The sequence below is a fragment of the Vibrio sp. 1457 genome, from assembly GCF_033340195.1.
In the GTDB taxonomy this organism is placed as follows: Bacteria; Pseudomonadota; Gammaproteobacteria; order Enterobacterales; family Vibrionaceae; genus Vibrio; species Vibrio alginolyticus.
Window position 1 is genome coordinate 61,910 of record NZ_JAWOWA010000010.1, and the last position, 19,275, is coordinate 81,184.

A 19,275-nucleotide genomic window follows, 5' to 3' on the forward strand; every position below is an offset into this window, starting at 1 on the left:
ATTTAAATAACCTGTTCTTTCGCTTGCCTTGTATTGGAGTATCTCTATGAAAGCATGGAAACAGTATGCTTGCCTTACGGTAGTATTAAGCATTTCATTTTCAGCAAACGCAGCAACGAACCTAAAAGTGTATGCAGCCTCTTCTATGACGAATGCGATTAACGAGATCGCGCAAAACTTTGAAGAAAAGTATGACGTTTCTATCACTCCCGTTTATGGTGGTTCTTCTTCTATCGCTCGACAAATTATCAATGGCGCACCAGCGGATGTATTCATTTCTGCGAACACGAAATGGATGGATTATTTGGTCGATAAAGACGTCATTTATCGTGACAATGTCACAAATCTAGTGCGCAATAGCTTAGTGTTGATTGCGCCTCAGTCTTCAGAATTAACCTCATTTAACTTTTCTGATGCAAAGGCATGGGAGAAGGCATTGCATGGAAATCGTCTTGCTTTAGGCAATCCGACGTCAGTACCTGCTGGTATGTACGCGAAAGAGTCATTGACTACACTGGGTGTATGGAAAGCGGTTCAAACTCACGTCGCACCAGCAAAGAACGTGCGCTTAGCTTTGGCGTTGGTTGAACGTGGAGAAGCGCCTTTAGGTGTGGTCTACAAAACCGATGCTCAGTTAACTGATAAAGTCAAAATTCTCGGCGAATTTGCGAGTGATACGCATGCGGCTATTGTTTACCCGGCTGCAATTGTGAATGATTCTACTGAGTCGGAGCAGTTCTTCCAGTACCTAAAATCGGACGAAGCCGCACGCGTTTTTGCTCAATATGGCTTTCAGCAATAAACCGGCCTTCAATTATAGGAACGAAGCGTGACAGAACTGGAATACCAAGCCTTAATGTTAAGCCTCAAAGTAGGCGCGTACGCAGTACTTTGGCTGATTCCTCTCGGCGTTTTTCTTGCTTGGCTACTTTCTCGAAAAACGTTCTTTGGTAAATCGATTCTCGATAGCTTAATTCATTTACCACTGGTATTGCCGCCAGTGGTAATCGGCTATTTATTGTTGATTTCTTTAGGACGACAAGGGCTCCTTGGAAAGTGGCTCTATGAAAACTTAGGGGTAGTATTTAGCTTTAATTGGAAAGGGGCAGTAGTCGCTTGTATTGTCGTGGCTTTGCCTTTGATGGTTCGTTCAGTACGCTTAAGCTTAGATAGCGTCGACCCTAAATTGGAGCACGCAGCCTCTACGTTAGGCGCTTCTCCTTTAAAAGTGTTTCTCACCGTCACGTTACCACTGACCATTCCCGGAATTATTACGGGCACGATGCTGTCATTTGCTCGTAGTCTTGGCGAATTCGGGGCGACGATCAGTTTCGTCTCTAACATTCCGGGTGAGACCCAAACGATTCCGCTGGCAATGTACAACTTTATTGAAACGCCAGGTGCAGAAATGCAGGCGGCTCGTCTGTGTATCATTTCTATCGCGTTAGCCTTGTCTACATTAATGATCTCTGAATGGCTAAATCGTAAAGCGGCAAGCAGATTGGGTGCGAAACAATGACGATTAAAGTCCAATTTAAACAAATGCTTGGTGAGACTGACTTCGACATCAAACTTAAGTTACCCTGTAACGGAATTAGTGCCTTGTTTGGACGATCTGGTGCAGGTAAAACGACGTTGATTAACATCATCAGCGGATTGGTCACTCCAAGGCAAGGGTATGTTGCGGTTGGTGAGCATGTTTTGTTTGACAGTGAACAGGGAATCAACCTACCAACGCACAAGCGTGGTATTGGTTATGTGTTTCAGGATTCACGTTTGTTTCCTCACTATTCGGTTCAAGGCAATTTGTTATATGGCGTTAAAGAAAAAGATGACGAGTATTTTGATGCAGTCACCGAACTCTTGTCTATCAAACCGTTACTAAAGCGCTTTCCGGTATCACTTTCTGGTGGTGAAAAGCAACGTGTTGCGATTGCGCGCGCATTGCTATCTAAGCCCAATTTGCTTTTGATGGATGAGCCACTTGCCTCACTCGATATGCCAAGAAAGCGTGAGGTAATGCCTTTTCTCGAGGAGTTGTCGGAGAAGGTAAATATCCCTATTATCTATGTCACACACAGTCTCCAGGAAATTTTAAGGCTTGCTCAGCACCTTGCAATTATTGACCAAGGTAAAATTTCGAGTTCAGGTAAGCTTGAGGAAGTGTGGGCTTCTCATGCTATGCGTCCATGGCAATCTTTCTCAGATCAAAGCAGCTTATTTGAAGGCCGGATTGCTGAACATCATGAACGTTATGCACTGACTTGTATCAACCTTGCACCTAATGTATTCCTGTGGGTGCAAAAGATTGACGGAACACCAGACACGCCAATACGCTTGCAAGTGCGTGCCAACGACGTTTCTATCACGCTCGAGCAACCCAAGGCGACGTCGATTCGAAATATTTTGCCTGCTATTGTCGATTCCATTGAGGCGTTTAACGCAGCCGATGACAAGCAGAGTATTAATGTATCACTCAAGCTAGACGAGAAATGTTATTTGTGGGCAACGATCACACCGTGGGCCCTTGATGATCTCAACCTAAAAGTTGGTAGCCGTGTTTTTGCACAAATTAAAGGTGTCAGTGTGACACAAAAAGATATGGCACTAACGCCTCATTAACCGTTTAGACTGATTTACGCTTCATGATCAAAAAAGGCCGCAAAGTGCGGCCTTTGTTACTAGAAGAATGTCGGAATTACTTCGCGAATACTTCTTTGAATTCACGCTTAAGAAGTGGGTCACGACGTGCTTTCTTAAGTTGCTTAACCATGTCTTTCACACAGTTGTGAAGCACATTATCAAGTAGTTGAGCACGGTATTCTTCTTTATCTTCATCTGTCATGTTTTCTGGCAGATTAAGAGTCGGAAACTCTTCCATCACATTAATACCAGCGAATGCTTGGCCTACAGAAACTAGAGCATGAAACTGTTCAAAGTTGTCTAGAATGTTCTGTGCACTTGCTGGCATTTCGTCCCATGATTCACGTACCGCTTCTTCAGACACTTCATGGATAGAGGTAACCATTTCGAACATTTGCTCTGGAACTTCGTCAAATTCGATAACTTTACGTAGCTCTGGAGAAATGCTGGCTAGATCGATTTTTTTGCTTTCGCTGTTAGTTGCTTCTGACATGGTGTGTCTCTCATTACAAAAAGGCGGGAATATTAATACCAAATGCATCAAATAGCTATACCCATTAATCCACAAGATGACCAAAGTGAATTAGTTTGTTGAACTTCTGCTCACAGGCCATGATTAGATAGGGTAACGTCCAGTCTAACTGCTTTATGCAATGGATTCCGTGATATTCAAACAAAAATATAGCACTTAATTATGAGTCGAATGCAACAACTCTATGAGTATGGTATATGTTTAATAAAGACATAATTAAAAATGGAACGCGTTATGCAACCGACAGGGACATCGATGCGAATCCTTCTGGTTGACGATGTTCAGCTAGACAGGATGCAGTTGGCTATTCGTCTAAAGCAACTTGGACATATTGTAAAAGCCGTAGGTAGTGGACTAGAGGCGTTAAATACCTACGAGAGTTTTGATCCGGAACTGGTGTTACTCGATATATCAATGCCAGATATGAACGGGTTTGAAGTCTCTCTTCATATAAGAGAAACGTTTCCGGATTGGATCCCAATTATTTTCTTGAGTAGTCACGAAGAGCCAGAAATGATTGCTAAAGCCATAGACGCGGGCGGTGATGACTATTTAATTAAGCCGGTAGATAAACTGGTACTGAACTCTAAACTTATCGCAATGCAGCGTATTGCTCATATGAGACGAGAGCTTAAGCAAGCGACAGCTCAATTAGAGCAAGTTAATCAACTTTTGACTCAGCAAGCGAATGAAGATGGCCTAACCAAACTCTATAACCGCCGTTATATCGACCATAAGTTGGAATCGATGGTTGCATGGCATGGCCGTCACAACATGCCAATGGCTTTGATTCTATTGGACGTCGATTTTTTTAAACCGTTTAATGATAATTACGGTCATATTGAAGGCGACCGTTGCTTGCAAGCGATTGCGAATCAACTCAAGGCTACTTTTTGTCGCTCTGGGGAATATGTAGGTCGATATGGTGGAGAAGAGTTTGTTGTGTTGCTAGGGTGTACCGACACTCAAACAGCAGAAAGAGAAGCCGAGCGTATACAAGAGGCTATGTATTTTCTCGATTACCCACATGAGTATTCTAGTGTGTCAAGTAGAGTGACGGTGTCACAGGGTGTTTTTGTTTTTCAACCGACAGGGAAAGAAGTGCAATCAGATTTGTATGCGACAGTTGATAAAGCACTATATACATCAAAATCTTTGGGAAGAAACACACATACTGTGGTTAATTCTTTTTAAAAACAAAATCTTATGAATATTACTCCTTTTGTTGCGTTGTCACTTTTTGGTGGTTATTTTAAAGCTAACTCAAAGTAAGATAGGCAAAACAGTGCGAACGGAATGTCGCAATCGGGCGTATACCTTATACCTTTGATTAGATAGATAACATCGGGATAGTGGCAACGATGAGTGCTGTTATTATGCTGATGGGGAAGTTCGGTTTTGTTTTAAACCCGGACAAGCTTGTTAACTTTCACGATTGGTGAGGGTCTAACGAAGCTTTATGCAGTTACGTCCGGCCTTTTTCGCTTTGTAAAGTGCTTCGTCCGCTAATTTAATGACGTCCAGAGGAGCTTGCCCACTCCGGCTATCAGCAACTCCGAAACTTGCGGTAACAAAAACCGACTTTCTTTTCGAGCTGTTGCTACCACGACGTTTTTGTCCTTGTTTATGGTTCTCAGGGCGAGATTCTTCATCGCGTAATATCATCTCGTATTCTGCAATCGATTTGCGAGCTTCTTCCAAAAAGTTCTTACATTCGTCAGCGTATTTGCCTTTAAAAACGATGGTAAATTCTTCTCCGCCAAATCGATAAACTTTTGCGCCGCCTGGGGTTTTAGTGAGGCGCGAAGCGACCATTTTTAGAACGTCATCACCAGTATCGTGACCGTAGGTGTCGTTAAACTTTTTAAAATGGTCAACATCAAGCATTGCGATCGTGAACTTCTTACCCATGTGTTTTAGATCGAGATCAAGTGCACGTCTGCTCGGAATCAGCGTTAGGCTATCGGTGAAAGCCAGTTGATGGCTAGCGGAAGCGGCATAAATAATGATAAGCAGCCCTGTTAGCGTAAACATGGTGCTTGATATGTACTGCACATCAAAGGAAATGAACGTCGCAGACGCCAATACCATGGCAGAGTAGGTCATCGCATGGATAATTTCATTCTTCTTTAAAACAAGGATTCCAAGAAAACAGACAATACCCACGCAATATAAAACAAGAATTAAAGGCAGTTTAGAGACCGTAGGTACAATAAATAAAATACCGCTTGTCCATTGTTCAAACCCTCCTTCAACGTAATATGCTAGCGTTAGATAAGACCAAAGAACGAACATTGCTAACATCAAGATGTAAGTCAACATGGCTTTAGAGTCAAAACCTTCTTTACTAAACAAAAATACCGTAAGAAACGAGACAGGAAGTAACGTGGCTAAAATGGTTAGCTCAAGTAAAGCGGTACCACTTTGAAGCGGGACTTGTAGGCGGTGCTGTATCACGAAATAGGCTAGCAACATTGCCAAGCACACCATGGACTCTCTGCCTTGCTTAAATGAATAACAAAGGAGTAGCGCACAACCTAATAGTATGTACGGCAAGTTTGCGGCAATGCCCCAGTTTGCCTGAGTCATCTGAATAATGCTGTCCATGCCCGAACTCACTATGCCCAGTAGCAAAAAAGGGAATAAGAATCTGAAGCCTGATGAAGTCATTGACGATGAGGACATCTATTACAAACTGCCTGAAAATAGTTGACTATATAATTGGTTAGGTAAATCGTTTTATCAATATGGATATTTATCCGTTATTGAATTTCGAACTTTGAGAATTAGCAAGAATACGTCTATTTGTTCCTTTTCCCAAGTATTTTGGAAGACATTACGGCAAAAAGAGAGAGATTGATTAAATTAAGAGCAATCAATAAGTTGTTATAAACAAGTCGTTGCTATACTCATTTCATAGGAAAAAGGAGATTTACAGATGCAGATAAGCTCAGATGTGCACAACTACATGGAAACATTAGTAGGCCAGGTTCTCAGTTTGCCCGAATTTTTAGAACAGTATGACAACGAACAGTTAGCCGATATTGCTTGCCTTGCGCTTATCCAGCTCAAGCCTGTCTATATCCGTCATGATATTGATTTTTTGTCTTCACTTCCTGAACAAAAATTAAGCCAGTTTAAGCAAAGCGCGGATATAGCGGTGAAAAACGCCGCAGAAATGGTGAAAGAAGACAGGCGCAAGAACCGAGAGTATGATGTGCCTGTAATTTTTTCCCATACTAGTTATGATGATGACAAAGAGTTGGATTGGTATGAAAAACCGATCCTTAACGTTAATATTAAGTAAGAGTCGCTCAGTTGACTAGTGAGCTGACCCAAGGAGGAATCGTGGGATTTTTTTCGCGTTTGTTTGGTGGTAGTGAGAAAACGGTTGAAGCCAAAAATATCGAACCAGTTGAATATAAAGGTTTCCTTATTTACCCAGAGAGCCTTTCAGAGGGCGGACAATATCGCATCGCTGGTCGAATAGAAAAGCATGACAATGATGAAGTGAAAACACATCGGTTTATTCGCTCCGATTTGCTTGGCTCAGAGCAAGATGCCAATGACCTTATGTTGAAGAAATCTCAAATGTTTATTGATCAAATGGGCGATAAAATCTTCGACTAGCAATTTACTGCAATTTGATTCCAGTCATCTTAAAAAGAGCCATTAGTGTATATGCTAGTGGCTCTTTCTTTTTAACGCTTAAATCTCTGTTAAGTCGGTATTTAATCGTTACCTGGTTAGACCTCAGTCTAGTACGGTGTTGCGTTGTTATTTTTCGTGCACAGAGCGACAATCATTCATTACTTAGCGTTATATGTAATGAAATTTAGTATTTAAATTACAAAACACTTGAAGTAATGAGACGCGTTCGATACAAACAGAATAATAACAGGGCTGTTAGTCAAGGTGTTATTGTGCAAATGGGTGTCCCCAAACATCATCTTTCGTTTGCAATTGTCTTGCGTGGTAAACAGATAGAAATAAAAAAGAATTAGAGTAGAGCAACGCTCTGTTTTGGGACTAATTTATTGATATGTATACAAGGAGTATGCGTTTTGCAAATCGGTGTACCTAAAGAGATACTCGCGGGTGAATCGCGAGTGGCTGCATCGCCGAAGTCGGTTGAGCAGTTAATAAAATTGGGATTCGATGTCGCGATTGAATCCCAAGCGGGGGTGCTAGCGAGTTTCGATGATGCCGCTTATGAAGCAGCTGGTGCGAAAATCGTTTCTAGTGAAGAAGTTTGGGCATCTGGCCTTATTTTAAAAGTTAATGCGCCAATTGTGGATGATGAGCAAGGCATTGACGAAATTGCGTTACTGCAAGATGGAGCAACACTGGTTAGCTTTATTTGGCCGGCTCAAAATGCTGAGTTGATGGAACAACTTTCCAGTAAGAACATTAACGTTCTTGCCATGGATTCCGTTCCTCGTATCTCACGTGCACAAGCCTTAGACGCGCTATCTTCGATGGCTAATATCGCTGGTTATCGTGCAGTGGTTGAGGCAGCTCATGAGTTTGGTCGTTTCTTTACAGGTCAAATTACGGCTGCCGGTAAAGTACCTCCAGCGAAAGTATTGGTTGCGGGTGCTGGCGTCGCTGGCTTGGCGGCTATCGGTGCTGCAGGTAGCTTAGGTGCCATTGTCCGTGCGTTTGACGTCCGCCCAGAAGTAAAAGAGCAAGTTGAATCGATGGGCGCTGAGTTCCTGACCGTTGACTTTCAAGAAGAGTCTGGCTCTGGGGATGGCTACGCAAAAGAAATGTCTGATGACTTCAACAAAAAAGCGGCAGAGTTATACGCAGAGCAAGCTAAAGATGTTGATATCATTATTACGACCGCGCTCATCCCTGGTAAACCTGCGCCGAAGTTGATCACCAAAGAAATGGTCGACAGCATGAAAGCGGGCAGTGTAATTGTCGACTTGGCAGCTGCTAATGGCGGTAACTGTGAATATACAGTGAAAGACCAAGTTATCATGACGGATAACGGCGTAAAAATTGTTGGTTACACTGACATGGTTGGTCGTTTGCCAACACAATCTTCTCAGCTTTACGCGACAAACCTTGTCAATCTTCTAAAACTGTTGTGTAAAGAGAAAGATGGCAACATCAATATTGATTTTGAAGATGTTGTTATCCGTGGCGTTACCGTGGTGAAAGAAGGTGAAGTTACTTGGCCAGCGCCACCAATTCAGGTTTCAGCTCAGCCGCAAGTGAAACAAGAACAGCCTGTGAAGCCAGAGCCTAAAGTAGAAGAACCTACGTCTCCAACGAAGAAAATTATTGGTGTGGCAGCGGCTGTTGGAGCCTTTGCATGGGTAGCTTCGGTTGCTCCGGCAGCGTTTCTTTCTCACTTTACTGTATTTGTTCTAGCGTGTGTTGTCGGATACTACGTAGTATGGAATGTTACCCATGCACTTCATACTCCACTAATGTCAGTAACGAATGCTATCTCTGGCATTATTGTCGTTGGTGCATTACTGCAAATTGGACAAGGTAATGGCGTCGTTTCATTTCTATCTTTTATTGCCGTATTGATCGCGAGTATCAATATCTTCGGTGGTTTCACCGTCACCAAGCGTATGCTTGAAATGTTCCGCAAAGATAAATAGGAGTCACAATGTCTGCAGGATTAGTACAAGCAGCTTACATTGTTGCTGCATTATTTTTCATCATGAGTTTGGCGGGGCTTTCAAAGCAAGAGTCTGCTCGTAATGGTAACTACTACGGTATCGCTGGTATGACGATCGCGCTAATAGCGACGATCTTTAGCCCAGATGCGCAAGGTTTTGGTTGGATCATTATCGCGATGGCGATAGGTGGTGCGATCGGTATTTTCTATGCGAAGAAAGTAGAAATGACCGAGATGCCAGAACTGGTTGCGATTCTACACAGCTTTGTAGGTTTAGCTGCGGTTTTAGTTGGCTACAACAGCTACCTAGATGCGCCAGAAGCAGCAACACATGCTGAGCATGTTATCCACCTTGTAGAAGTATTCTTGGGTGTGTTCATCGGTGCCGTAACTTTCACCGGTTCAATAGTCGCATTTGGTAAGCTGCGTGGTGTGATTTCTTCGTCGCCACTTAACCTGCCTCATAAGCACAAAATGAACCTCGCAGCGGTTGTTATTTCTACGCTTCTTATGATCTACTTCGTAAAAGCAGATGGCAGCATGTTCGCTCTTATTGTGATGACTTTGATCGCGTTCGCATTCGGCTACCATTTAGTCGCTTCAATCGGTGGTGCTGATATGCCAGTTGTTGTCTCTATGTTGAACTCATACTCAGGTTGGGCAGCAGCGGCAGCAGGTTTCATGCTAGCAAATGATCTATTGATTGTAACAGGTGCTTTGGTAGGTTCATCAGGTGCGATTCTTTCTTACATCATGTGTAAAGCAATGAACCGTTCGTTTATCAGTGTTATTGCCGGTGGTTTTGGTCAAGAGATAGTGATTTCAGGTGACGAAGAGCAGGGCGAATATCGTGAAACAACGGCTGAAGAAGTTGCAGAGATGTTGAAGAACTCAAAATCAGTAATCATCACTCCAGGATATGGCATGGCAGTAGCTCAGGCACAATACCCTGTTCATGAAATTACTGATGTACTTCGTTCACAAGGTATTGAAGTTCGCTTTGGGATTCACCCAGTAGCGGGTCGTCTACCGGGGCATATGAATGTGTTACTCGCTGAAGCAAAAGTACCGTATGATATCGTTCTTGAAATGGATGAAATCAATGATGACTTTGCAGAAACCGATACCGTATTGGTTATCGGTGCTAACGATACGGTCAACCCAGCCGCACTGGAAGATCCGAACAGCCCAATCGCTGGTATGCCCGTATTGGAGGTATGGAACGCGAAAAACGTAGTGGTATTCAAGCGCTCAATGAATACTGGTTACGCAGGAGTACAGAACCCACTGTTCTTCAAAGAAAATACATCAATGCTATTTGGTGATGCGAAAGAAAGTGTTGAGTCTATTTTTAAAGCACTTTAACCATTCTTGATTTAAAACTATACAGGGTCAGCAATCGCTGGCCCTTTTTTGTTCCGTTTCAATGTTATAGTAATGCAAATCCTTCTGTTAGCAGATGTCAATTGCTTGTAGATTGATGTATAGTTTTGGCTAATGTAACAAGTGACGGTAACAGTTTGATTAAAAAGTTTTTGCTCGGTTTTGCAACTGTATTGCCGCTTTTTTCGGCACCTGCATTTTCCGATTCACTACCAGAAAGAATAGATACGTTTACAGAGCTATTTAACTATGAAGTAGCTCTTAAGTCGTACGATATTCGTATTCTGCAATCAAATTATCCTACCAAGTTACTTGCGCCAGATTCGCTTCTGCCGCAAACGTCTGACTATCCGTTAAAAGATATCCAACAGCTTTACAGCTTGGCGAATACTTGTCGTGGCAAATTACCATTAAGTCCTTTAATTACTGAGCCTTTAGTATTTACAAGGGCGATTTGTAAAGGGACGCAGCTGACACCTCGTTGGTTCTCGCGTAGTGGTCTCATTCACCCTGGTGGTGGGACGTATGCGGCACGTTATGTGGATAAGTATCCAGAACTCAAACCCAAACTATCTCAGTACATGCATATAAAAGAGCGTGATAACGAGGAAGGGGATGAGTTGCTAGAAAGCTTGAAAAACATGGATGACGACGCCATTAATGCTTTGATTGCAGGCGCGAGCATGTTTATTGAAGGTAACGAACTTTGGTTAAGACGTGGTGACCGTTACTTTGTTTTCGAGAAAGATATCTGGCAAGAGAACGTAGCGAATGCGGGTCTGTCATACGCTCTAGCGTCTCAAAGCAAAAGTTGCTTTGTTAAACGAGGTAATATTTGTTGGGATGTAGAAGATCACTCGCAAGTTTTGCGGATCAGTATGATCATACTGGTAATCGCCAATATTCTTTTGGTGATTGGTTGGGCGGTGTACCGTTGGAATAGCAAGCGAGAAGAACTACGTAGTAGAATGCTCGTGTTGCAAATTTTAACGCATGAGCTCAGAACACCGATTGCATCTCTGTCACTAACGGTTGAGGGCTTTCGTCGAGAGTTCGAGCATTTGCCTGAAAGTGTGTATGACGAATTCCGCAGATTGTGTGAAGATACGCGCCGCCTGCGTCAATTGGCAGAAGCGAGTAAAGATTATTTGCAATCTGATAACCAAATGCTTGCAACAGACTGGGTACCATCCGTTGCAGATTGGTTAGAATTTAAGATCGAAGAAGAATTTGATAGTGCCGTGCTTTTTAACATCAATGAAGATGTGGCTGCTAAAGTTAATGTGTACTGGTTAGGAACTTGTATCGATAACTTGCTTCGTAATGCGCTTAAGTACGGTGTCGCACCGGTTGAATTGGATGTCTCAACTAGTGAAGAAAAAATAGTATTCCAAGTCCGAGATGCAGGAGGCCTAACGGCTAAAGATTGGGCAAATTTGAAGAAACCGTTCGTAAGTAAGAGCGGGTTAGGACTTGGATTAACAATCGTTGAATCTATGGTAGGCCGCATGGGCGGAAAAATGTCCTTAATGGGACCACCTACAACTTTTATATTGGAGATACCTTGTGAAACAGACACTGCTTCTCGTTGAGGACGATAAAAACTTGGCTGACGGCCTGTTAGTAAGCCTGGAACAAGCAGGATATGAGTGTTTACATGTGGAGCGTATTGCAGACGTAGAGCCACAATGGAAAAAAGCTGACTTGGTAATTCTCGATCGCCAACTCCCAGATGGTGACTCTGTACAATGTCTCCCAGAATGGAAACAGATTAAAGACGTACCAGTTATCTTGTTAACGGCACTTGTTACCGTAAAAGATAAAGTTGCAGGCCTTGATTCCGGCGCGAACGACTACTTAACAAAGCCTTTTGCTGAGGCGGAGCTTTTTGCGAGAATCCGTGCACAGCTACGAGCACCGGATTCAGCAGAACAAAGCAACGCTGATAAAGTGATTACAAAAGACTTAGAGATTGACCGCTCGACTCGTGAAGTGACTTATAAAGACGAGCTAATTACGCTTACTCGAACAGAGTTTGATTTGCTGCTATTTTTGGCGTCAAACTTAGGTCGCGTGTTTACTCGTGATGAGCTACTTGACCACGTTTGGGGTTACAATCACTTCCCGACAACACGTACGGTTGATACACATGTACTACAGCTTCGTCAAAAACTGCCAGGACTGGAAATTGAAACACTTCGTGGTGTTGGCTACAAGATGAAAGCATAAGTCGTAATGAAAATACTACTCCCTGTAGTTCTCTCATTAGCGTTAGTGAAACCAGTCCATGCAATGGACTGGTTTCAAACTAACACGCCTTTAACACAGGCACATCAACACTTACTTGAAGATGATCTTGCGGGTATGTTCAACTCTCTTGTTGAACTCTGGCAAACGGAACCAAGTAAAGATTTGACTCCTCACCTTAATGATCTTCTTGGTCAGTCACTATCTAAAAACTGTGGCAAGGCTCTCACTGGTGTAACGCTGCCTGATTGGATAAGTGGTGTGAACGTTATTCGTCAGACTATTCAAAGCCCTGGGCGAGATACATTTAGATTGGTAATCAAGCTAAGAGCTACAACTGACATCGAAAATATTTCATTTAATCGATGGGTGGATGATTCTATATCCGCGGACAGTTCATTCAGCTATGAACAACAGCCGAACGGGACAGAACTTGCCAACGAGCGTAGTTACTCGAAACGCTATAACTTAACCGGTAAGCTTGAAGCTGGTTTATATCACTTAACCGTTGTTTCTACTGATAAACAAGAGTATCGAACTTGGGTAATACTTGGAGATTCAAACTCTTCTCAATATGTTCGTTGGACATCTAAAGAGAATTGGAAAGTAGAAAAGAGCGCACTTCGTAATCCCCATTGTCCATTACCGCAACTTGAAGTCGGTTTGTATGACTACATTGATGGCCAGTACGAGCAAATGTGGAAAAAGACTTACGAGTCTAACTATCCAAATTCATTGGAGCTAGCGGGTGTCCCAAACGATAGATACGTATTGGCGGTAAGTATCAATAGTCGCCGTTGGCAGGGCGATATAATTGTTGAGCAGGCTCAAACTATTAGCCGAACCTATGATCTTTCCCAGGAAGAATAGTTAAAGAAATACTACTTGTGCCGATAAAGGTTCAGGACGAACTAAAATCACAAGTGTAGTATGAAAAACAAATATAAAATTCTTGCCACTTCTGTTGCTACTATTCTTTTCGCTAATGCTGCTTCTGCTGCTACTTATGCGATAGAGGCTCGTAGTGATGCAATGGGTGGCGTTGGTACCGTATCAGCAACTTATCTAACTGCGCCTTTTTTCAACCCCGCTCTTACTGCGATTTATCGCCGAAATGACGATGCAGGCATGATCGTGCCAAGTTTTGGTGGCAGCTACGATGATCAATATGATCTAGTTGATGAGATCGAACGCATCAGCAAATTGACAGACGTCGATGAAATCAAAAAATCGATGGATGCTATCGATGGGAAAAAGACAGACTTTGATCTTGGTGGTGTCGTTGCCATTGGTATTCCCAACAAATTCTTATCTGCAACTGCATACGGTAAGCTATACACTGAATCATTCGTACAACCAAATGTTGATACCTCAGGTACTAATCCATTAGATGATAGCTATGTACAAGGTGTTTCTATTGGCGTGGCTGAAGCAGGTATTTCACTTGCTAAATACACTAATTTCATGAACCAACACCTTTCTTTTGGTGTTACTCCTAAACTGCAGCGTATATACACATACTCATACGCCACGAGTTTTCAGAATTTTGATACTAAAGACTTACGTGAAAATGAGACCGCGGAAACGATGTTTAACTTAGACGCCGGCGCACTTTGGTTCTTTGGCCCATATCGTCTCGGTATTTCAGCGAAAAATTTGATCGGAAGAGACGTTAAAACAAAATCATTCGAGTATGGCAGCGATACGATAAAATCATACGAATATAGCATGCGTCCTGTATACACCGTTGGGGCAGGGATTGTTGCCGATTACTTTACGATGAGTGTTGACTACGATCTTAACGAAGAAAAACGTTTTTCATCCTTTGATGATAATACGCAAATGATTCGAGCCGGTATTGAATTTGATATTTTGCGTCAAATGGCATTACGAGCAGGGTATATGAAGAACTTAGCTCGAAGTAATGACGAAGGAACCATTACTGCTGGTATCGGATTGTCTCCACTTAAGTTGTTCGAATTGGATATCGCAGCTCAGTACACAAACGAGAACGCTATGGGTGCATCCATTAATTTCCTTGCTACCTATTAATCGAATCGTTATAGTCAGCTCCTCAAAATGAGGAGCTTTTTATGTTTGACGATTTACCCCCTCTATCTCACCAAGAGCAACAACAAGCTGTAGAGAGAATTCAAGAATTGATGGCGAAGGGCACAAGTACTGCAGAAGCTATCAAAATTGTTGCCGAACGGATTCGATCTGAGTACGCAGAAAAACAACAGCAACAAAACTAATCAATTCATGGACAGGGCATACGCCCTGTTTTTTTGCCTTTCTATTTTCTATTCCTCTACATTCCCAAATACCACCCTGGTTACGCTGTAACTACAATTTACTATACCTATATGATTTTAATCTTGTTCAATTACCTTTAAGACTAAATAGTAAGTTGGTAAAATTTTACCTCATTATGTTAACCTTGGTTTGCATAGTGCAGGTAATTAGGCGTTTTTTAAAGAACTTATAAATTAAACTCAATTATATCAATTGTTTACCACGGTATTTTAATCTGCCAACCATATTGGTCGCGATTGATCTTGTAATTTAATTACAAAGTCCAAGAGGGCCTCGTTCTCAGGCAGAAGATTATGCTAAAAAAAGAAAAAAGAGACACCGTAACTTATAGCGATAATTCAACTAGAGTTATTAAATAAGCGATATAAGAACAGTAAGCACTCGCAGACATATGTAATAGATGAAGCGAAATTCATCTCATTGAGCTGCTTTTTTTAGCCGAAATACGTCTCCTGGATTTGAGCGGAGCGTTACATATTGAGCATGCTTAATCTAAAGTAGTTTTACTAAACTAGGCGACGTTGAAGTGGGTAATATGAAACCTCAAGAGTAGTAGAAATCAAGAGTAGTAACGCGTGTTACAACGTAATGTTTTCTGGCATCCTTCCTGTTAAATAGTCCGATAATTAGAGAAGAAATTGGAAAAACATCGTTGATCTTTGGATGAGAGGAAGCAACAAGGTTGCAATGAAAACTATTTGCCTGTTTTACACTAAACTCCTTTAACTATCATGTAGCAGTAGTTTTGATGTTGTGTTCGCTCTATGTGGACTAGACTTAATATGAGAACAAAAACTAACCTAGGGAGGAATGATGGGTTATAAGCACGTTTTGGTTGCTGTCGACTTATCTCAATCTAGCCAAGCCGTTATCGAAAAAGCAATAATGCAAGCAGATAACTCAAGCAGCAAACTCTCATTTGTTTACGTAGATGTTGATCGCATAGTCATGGAAGCGAAGGAAGAGCAAGAATTGGAAAGAAGGCTGCAAGAGCTCGCTGATAAATGCTTATATCCAGTAAACGAGACCATGGTAGTAATCGGCGATCTTCATATAAAACTATCGGGAATCGTCAAAAAAGAGGGGATAGACTTAGTTGTATGTGGTCATCATCACAACTTATTGAGTCGCTTTTTTTCATCGATACCAAAGGTTGTGAACGAGGTTGAAGCTGATTTATTAATCGTCTATTTAGACGAGTGATCGACAACTCTTGTTCGCACTCATCATTTTTTGTCACTAACAAGCCGAACGTTTATGTTCGGCTTGGTGTATCGGTGATAATAAAAGTTTTTAGCCAGGAATGATTGATGCCTCATGAGATAAAACAGATGCAGACTCTGCGTTTGACTGCAGATCAAAATGTACGTTAACTTGCACGCCTTCTCGCTCAAAAGTGACATCATCAAAATCGGTCATAGCGATTTTGAATCCATTTCTAGCAAAAAAGCCAGTCACCATAGTTCGCTGCTTAATTTCTAATGCAGACGCGAGTAGCTTATCCATGGCATTCTCCTTGGTTATTGTGGGGATATGGGTAGAAGATACACATAGATTGGTATGAAATCAATTTTATATAAAGTTGCTTTTGATGAAAATTTTAATGTAAGTCAATCTATCGTTTACCCCACGTGATTTATTCCACGCAAAACCTTGATAACAAGACGGCAGAGCATTTCACATTGTGATAGCAAGCATAAAGATGGGGGTGTTAATAAATACCGCTGAAACAATATGTTACAAAGATTAGCGTTAGGCCTAGTTGAGTAGACAGCGCAAAATTCTAAATCTGAACAACCGCCCTAAAATGACTCACTCTTCAATACTTGTGATAACTCAGACCTAATAAAAGTAGATATCTCAGCTAGCTTTCTTGGCAAAGGGTTTTGATAAGGGTAGGCAATATACATGGAACGTTCTATATCAAAAGTTTGCGATATTCGGATGTTTTTGTCTATATAGTTACTTTTAATAAGATAGTTTGGAATGACACCAACCCCAACTCCCTCAGAAACAAAGTTTATTAAAATAGAGGTGTTATCAACTTCGATAACATCAGTATATTGATTTTTAATTGATTCCTTATTCGAATGATGTTTGTAGATTAATAGTGTTTTGTTGTTGGCATTACTTACCCTAGATATCAAAACATCACTATAATCACCAATTTTACGTGCAATAAGAGTGTCATCAATAACATTATTAAGCCTAATCGCTAAATCTACATTGCTTTCTAATAAATTTTCTACATTGTTACTTGACGATATTTCAAAATCAACTTTTGGATATCGTTCTTGTAAGTCTTTAAGAACAGAACCAAAAATAGAAGAGGCTATAGAGTTGGGCATTGTGATTTTAAACTTTCCATCAATGCATTCACTCAACGAGCTAGCTCTGTAATTTAACTCGTGCAAACTCTCTAACGTCTTGATAGCAAGCTCTCTAATGCTTTCGCCATGATCAGTTAAAACGAGTTTCCTTGTTGTCCTGTGGACGAGTGTTACACCAAGTTGTTTTTCTAATGCTGCTAGCTGCCTGCTGACTTGAGCTTTCGACTTTCCAAGTTCTTTTGATGCCTCTGTAAGAGAGAGGTGTTTACAAATGGCTGCAAAGCAGATCAACTCATTGTTCATCAATTCCATGATTGTTACCTTTTTGCAACTCTGAGTCACGTTGTCTTTTAACTGGTGGGAAAGTATAACTTGCTTCATCGGAGGGGGACAATGATATTTAAAAGCCGCCATGAAATAAAGGCAGACTACTATCTTAATAAAATCATATTGGATATTAAGTTAAACCGATATCCTGAAGAAATTAAATCAATCGGATTAAATATAAAAAATAAAGATTTAAAAATAAAAAATTTGTCTCGTGAAATTACTAAGTTGGATTCGGGTGATTTAATTCTTGATTGTGCATCATTGATAATGACTCATTCCATATCGGAAAAAGTAATAATAAAAGTTGAAATTGACTCTTTAAATTATAAAGTTAAACGTGTGAGGATATTTAAATATGAAGACTGCAATACAAAATTCGAAAAGATCTGTTTATCAGAAAGATACATTGTATAGAATAATAAATAATATTAGTGCTTTGTATACCAAATCACTAGTAAAATTATTTGGTGAAGAGTTGAGAATCCATCATTGCAAACATAAGATTAATGTAAGAACCACTAACGAGTTGAGTGAGCATATGAAGAAAGATCTAGGTATAGATTGAAAAGTAGAGAGTTTACACCTGTTAGATTCCTTGTTCCTATAAAGATAATCTAGTACTTACACGTTTGGGTTAAGCAAATGCGTGTCCATGTTGACTCATATCGAATGAGCAAGATGCAAAACCAACGTGCATGGTGTCGGACGTAACCAAAGATACAGTTCAAGTGGTCGCTGTGGTGGAATCGAAGTTCATGGCCCATACAAGACAGCTGATGAAATTTGCAAGGAAGCAAAAGCCAAATACAGTGTAACTAAACTGACTTCACCAATGCTAATCTTCTAACTCTTAAGTTCGCATTATGTATATTATGTTAAATTGCATGTCGCCGTACGCTAAATGCTGTCTGAGTATGCTCCTATTCCCCTGCAGATTTTAAATTTAAGGGCCTTACTGTGAGCATTAAACATAATGGTTATTTACCATAAAATAGCTAATATCGATCTATCAATCTACGATTGCTTGCTCTTCAATTAGCAACTTATAAAAAATGGCGTCTATTTCTTTAGACGCCATTTTTGTTTACTGGAAATATTAAATTAGCCACCGGCTAATTTGACTGTCATGCCTTTCTTTTCAAGATGTGCCTTGATCTTGTCTCTAGCATCACCTTGAATCTCGATATTGCCATCTTTTACAGAGCCACCACAGCCACAGACTTTTTTGAGTTCTGCCGCTAATAACTTTAAAGGTGCATCATCCAAGTCTAAACCTGTAACAATGCATACGCCTTTACCTTTACGGCCTTTCGTTTGGCGCTGAATCCGAACAACACCATCGCCTTTAGGGCGAGATACTTTTTCTTCTTCCGGTTTAATTCGACCGGTTTCTGTTGAATATACCAGAGTCATTCTATTGTTTCTTTTGTTGTTGAGCTTGCATCGCTTTTTGCTTTGCAACCAAATAAGCTTCGATATGGCGTTGAATAGCGGCTTTACTGCCCTTAATCAGTTTACCATTAAACATACAGTACCAAGAGTTAGGTTGGCCTGTATCGTTTTGAATAGTATAGCCGTTAAAGACCTCTGATTTTGCAACACCAGTTTGCTGCACTCTTTGTCCGAGTGAAGCAAACTCTTTGGGATCAATAATCGATGCGGTGTCACACCACCAATCAATGCTTTTCTTTACCGCCGTCAAACTGCCCTGTAAAACGTGGTTCTTGATTTTAACCTTCCAAACACTGCCATCTGATCCGACTGACTGCAGGTTAAAACCTCTATAATTTGAAATCGCCATACCACTGAGTCATCTGTTTAATGCGTTGATATAATCATAATTGCTACTGAGC

The 19,275-nt window shown here is 41.2% G+C and carries 21 protein-coding genes; 15 read left to right on the forward strand and 6 right to left on the reverse strand.

The annotated features are described in order from the left end of the window. Positions 1-46 precede the first annotated feature (46 nt). The 3 genes from modA to modC are packed head-to-tail and all read left to right on the forward strand — an operon-like array spanning position 47 to position 2,622. On the forward strand, positions 47-802 hold the full coding sequence (gene modA, locus R7Z41_RS12515; protein ID WP_053349904.1) for a molybdate ABC transporter substrate-binding protein: 756 nt from the start codon (positions 47-49) through the stop codon (positions 800-802). A gap of 27 nt (positions 803-829) precedes the next feature. Then, positions 830-1,519, forward strand: a complete 690-nt coding sequence (gene modB / locus R7Z41_RS12520; protein WP_213901221.1) for a molybdate ABC transporter permease subunit — start codon at positions 830-832, stop codon at positions 1,517-1,519. Continuing rightward, positions 1,516-2,622 (forward strand): molybdenum ABC transporter ATP-binding protein ModC, encoded by a 1,107-nt coding sequence (modC, locus tag R7Z41_RS12525; protein ID WP_225478076.1) that lies wholly within the window; start codon positions 1,516-1,518, stop codon positions 2,620-2,622. Before modB ends, modC begins: the two co-directional genes overlap by 4 nt. A gap of 76 nt (positions 2,623-2,698) precedes the next feature. On the opposite strand, the gene R7Z41_RS12530 is transcribed toward modC, so the two are convergent. Then, positions 2,699-3,136 carry a DUF3069 domain-containing protein gene (locus tag R7Z41_RS12530; protein WP_005376232.1) on the reverse strand — a complete coding sequence of 146 codons (438 nt, stop codon included), beginning with the start codon at positions 3,134-3,136 and terminating at the stop codon, positions 2,699-2,701. Between the two features lie 273 nt (positions 3,137-3,409). On the opposite strand from R7Z41_RS12530, the gene R7Z41_RS12535 reads away from it, so the two are divergent. After that, positions 3,410-4,369 (forward strand): diguanylate cyclase, encoded by a 960-nt coding sequence (locus tag R7Z41_RS12535; protein WP_171053575.1) that lies wholly within the window; start codon positions 3,410-3,412, stop codon positions 4,367-4,369. 252 nt (positions 4,370-4,621) lie between these two features. On the opposite strand, the gene R7Z41_RS12540 is transcribed toward R7Z41_RS12535, so the two are convergent. Continuing rightward, positions 4,622-5,860: a GGDEF domain-containing protein gene (locus tag R7Z41_RS12540; protein ID WP_225478075.1), complete on the reverse strand. Its 1,239-nt coding sequence runs from the start codon at positions 5,858-5,860 to the stop codon at positions 4,622-4,624. Positions 5,861-6,113: 253 nt separating this feature from the next. Here R7Z41_RS12540 and R7Z41_RS12545 point away from each other — a divergent pair, with 253 nt between their 5' ends. From R7Z41_RS12545 to R7Z41_RS12590, 10 genes are all read left to right on the forward strand, one after another. Beyond that, positions 6,114-6,482 carry a late competence development ComFB family protein gene (locus tag R7Z41_RS12545; RefSeq protein WP_005376241.1) on the forward strand — a complete coding sequence of 123 codons (369 nt, stop codon included), beginning with the start codon at positions 6,114-6,116 and terminating at the stop codon, positions 6,480-6,482. A gap of 41 nt (positions 6,483-6,523) precedes the next feature. Beyond that, entirely contained in the window at positions 6,524-6,805 is a 282-nt protein-coding gene (locus R7Z41_RS12550; RefSeq protein WP_005376244.1) for an HlyU family transcriptional regulator, read from the forward strand. A 434-nt stretch (positions 6,806-7,239) separates the two neighbouring features. After that, on the forward strand, positions 7,240-8,796 hold the full coding sequence (locus R7Z41_RS12555; RefSeq protein WP_054575447.1) for a Re/Si-specific NAD(P)(+) transhydrogenase subunit alpha: 1,557 nt from the start codon (positions 7,240-7,242) through the stop codon (positions 8,794-8,796). Positions 8,797-8,804: 8 nt separating this feature from the next. Beyond that, the gene (gene pntB, locus R7Z41_RS12560) at positions 8,805-10,181 is read left to right on the forward strand and encodes a Re/Si-specific NAD(P)(+) transhydrogenase subunit beta (RefSeq protein ID WP_005376248.1); all 1,377 of its coding nucleotides are present in this window, start codon (positions 8,805-8,807) and stop codon (positions 10,179-10,181) included. Between the two features lie 155 nt (positions 10,182-10,336). After that, positions 10,337-11,791 (forward strand): sensor histidine kinase VxrA, encoded by a 1,455-nt coding sequence (gene vxrA, locus R7Z41_RS12565; protein ID WP_025767766.1) that lies wholly within the window; start codon positions 10,337-10,339, stop codon positions 11,789-11,791. Beyond that, entirely contained in the window at positions 11,766-12,428 is a 663-nt protein-coding gene (gene vxrB / locus R7Z41_RS12570) for a response regulator transcription factor VxrB (protein WP_005376251.1), read from the forward strand. Before vxrA ends, vxrB begins: the two co-directional genes overlap by 26 nt. A 6-nt stretch (positions 12,429-12,434) precedes the next feature. Next, the gene (locus R7Z41_RS12575; protein ID WP_053303637.1) at positions 12,435-13,316 is read left to right on the forward strand and encodes a DUF2861 family protein; all 882 of its coding nucleotides are present in this window, start codon (positions 12,435-12,437) and stop codon (positions 13,314-13,316) included. A gap of 60 nt (positions 13,317-13,376) precedes the next feature. Next, the gene (locus R7Z41_RS12580; RefSeq protein WP_213961300.1) at positions 13,377-14,498 is read left to right on the forward strand and encodes a conjugal transfer protein TraF; all 1,122 of its coding nucleotides are present in this window, start codon (positions 13,377-13,379) and stop codon (positions 14,496-14,498) included. A gap of 41 nt (positions 14,499-14,539) precedes the next feature. Further along, positions 14,540-14,701 (forward strand): YoaH family protein, encoded by a 162-nt coding sequence (locus R7Z41_RS12585; RefSeq protein ID WP_005376257.1) that lies wholly within the window; start codon positions 14,540-14,542, stop codon positions 14,699-14,701. An 874-nt stretch (positions 14,702-15,575) separates the two neighbouring features. Beyond that, a complete protein-coding gene (locus R7Z41_RS12590) occupies positions 15,576-15,965 on the forward strand; it encodes a universal stress protein (protein ID WP_017634770.1) in 390 nt (129 codons plus the stop codon). A gap of 90 nt (positions 15,966-16,055) precedes the next feature. Here R7Z41_RS12590 and R7Z41_RS12595 read toward each other — a convergent pair whose 3' ends face one another. Then, a complete protein-coding gene (locus tag R7Z41_RS12595) occupies positions 16,056-16,268 on the reverse strand; it encodes a hypothetical protein (protein ID WP_005376260.1) in 213 nt (70 codons plus the stop codon). Between the two features lie 296 nt (positions 16,269-16,564). Further along, positions 16,565-17,404: a LysR family transcriptional regulator gene (locus R7Z41_RS12600; protein WP_225478074.1), complete on the reverse strand. Its 840-nt coding sequence runs from the start codon at positions 17,402-17,404 to the stop codon at positions 16,565-16,567. 81 nt (positions 17,405-17,485) lie between these two features. Between R7Z41_RS12600 and R7Z41_RS12605 the strand changes: the two genes are divergently transcribed. Next, entirely contained in the window at positions 17,486-17,836 is a 351-nt protein-coding gene (locus tag R7Z41_RS12605; RefSeq protein WP_225478073.1) for a hypothetical protein, read from the forward strand. A 687-nt stretch (positions 17,837-18,523) separates the two neighbouring features. Here R7Z41_RS12605 and yciH read toward each other — a convergent pair. Next, positions 18,524-18,835, reverse strand: coding sequence for a stress response translation initiation inhibitor YciH (yciH, locus tag R7Z41_RS12610; protein ID WP_005376292.1), 312 nt, complete (start codon positions 18,833-18,835; stop codon positions 18,524-18,526). A gap of 1 nt (position 18,836) precedes the next feature. Continuing rightward, positions 18,837-19,223, reverse strand: coding sequence for a DUF3319 domain-containing protein (locus tag R7Z41_RS12615; protein WP_005376294.1), 387 nt, complete (start codon positions 19,221-19,223; stop codon positions 18,837-18,839). Between the last annotated feature and the right edge of the window lie 52 nt (positions 19,224-19,275).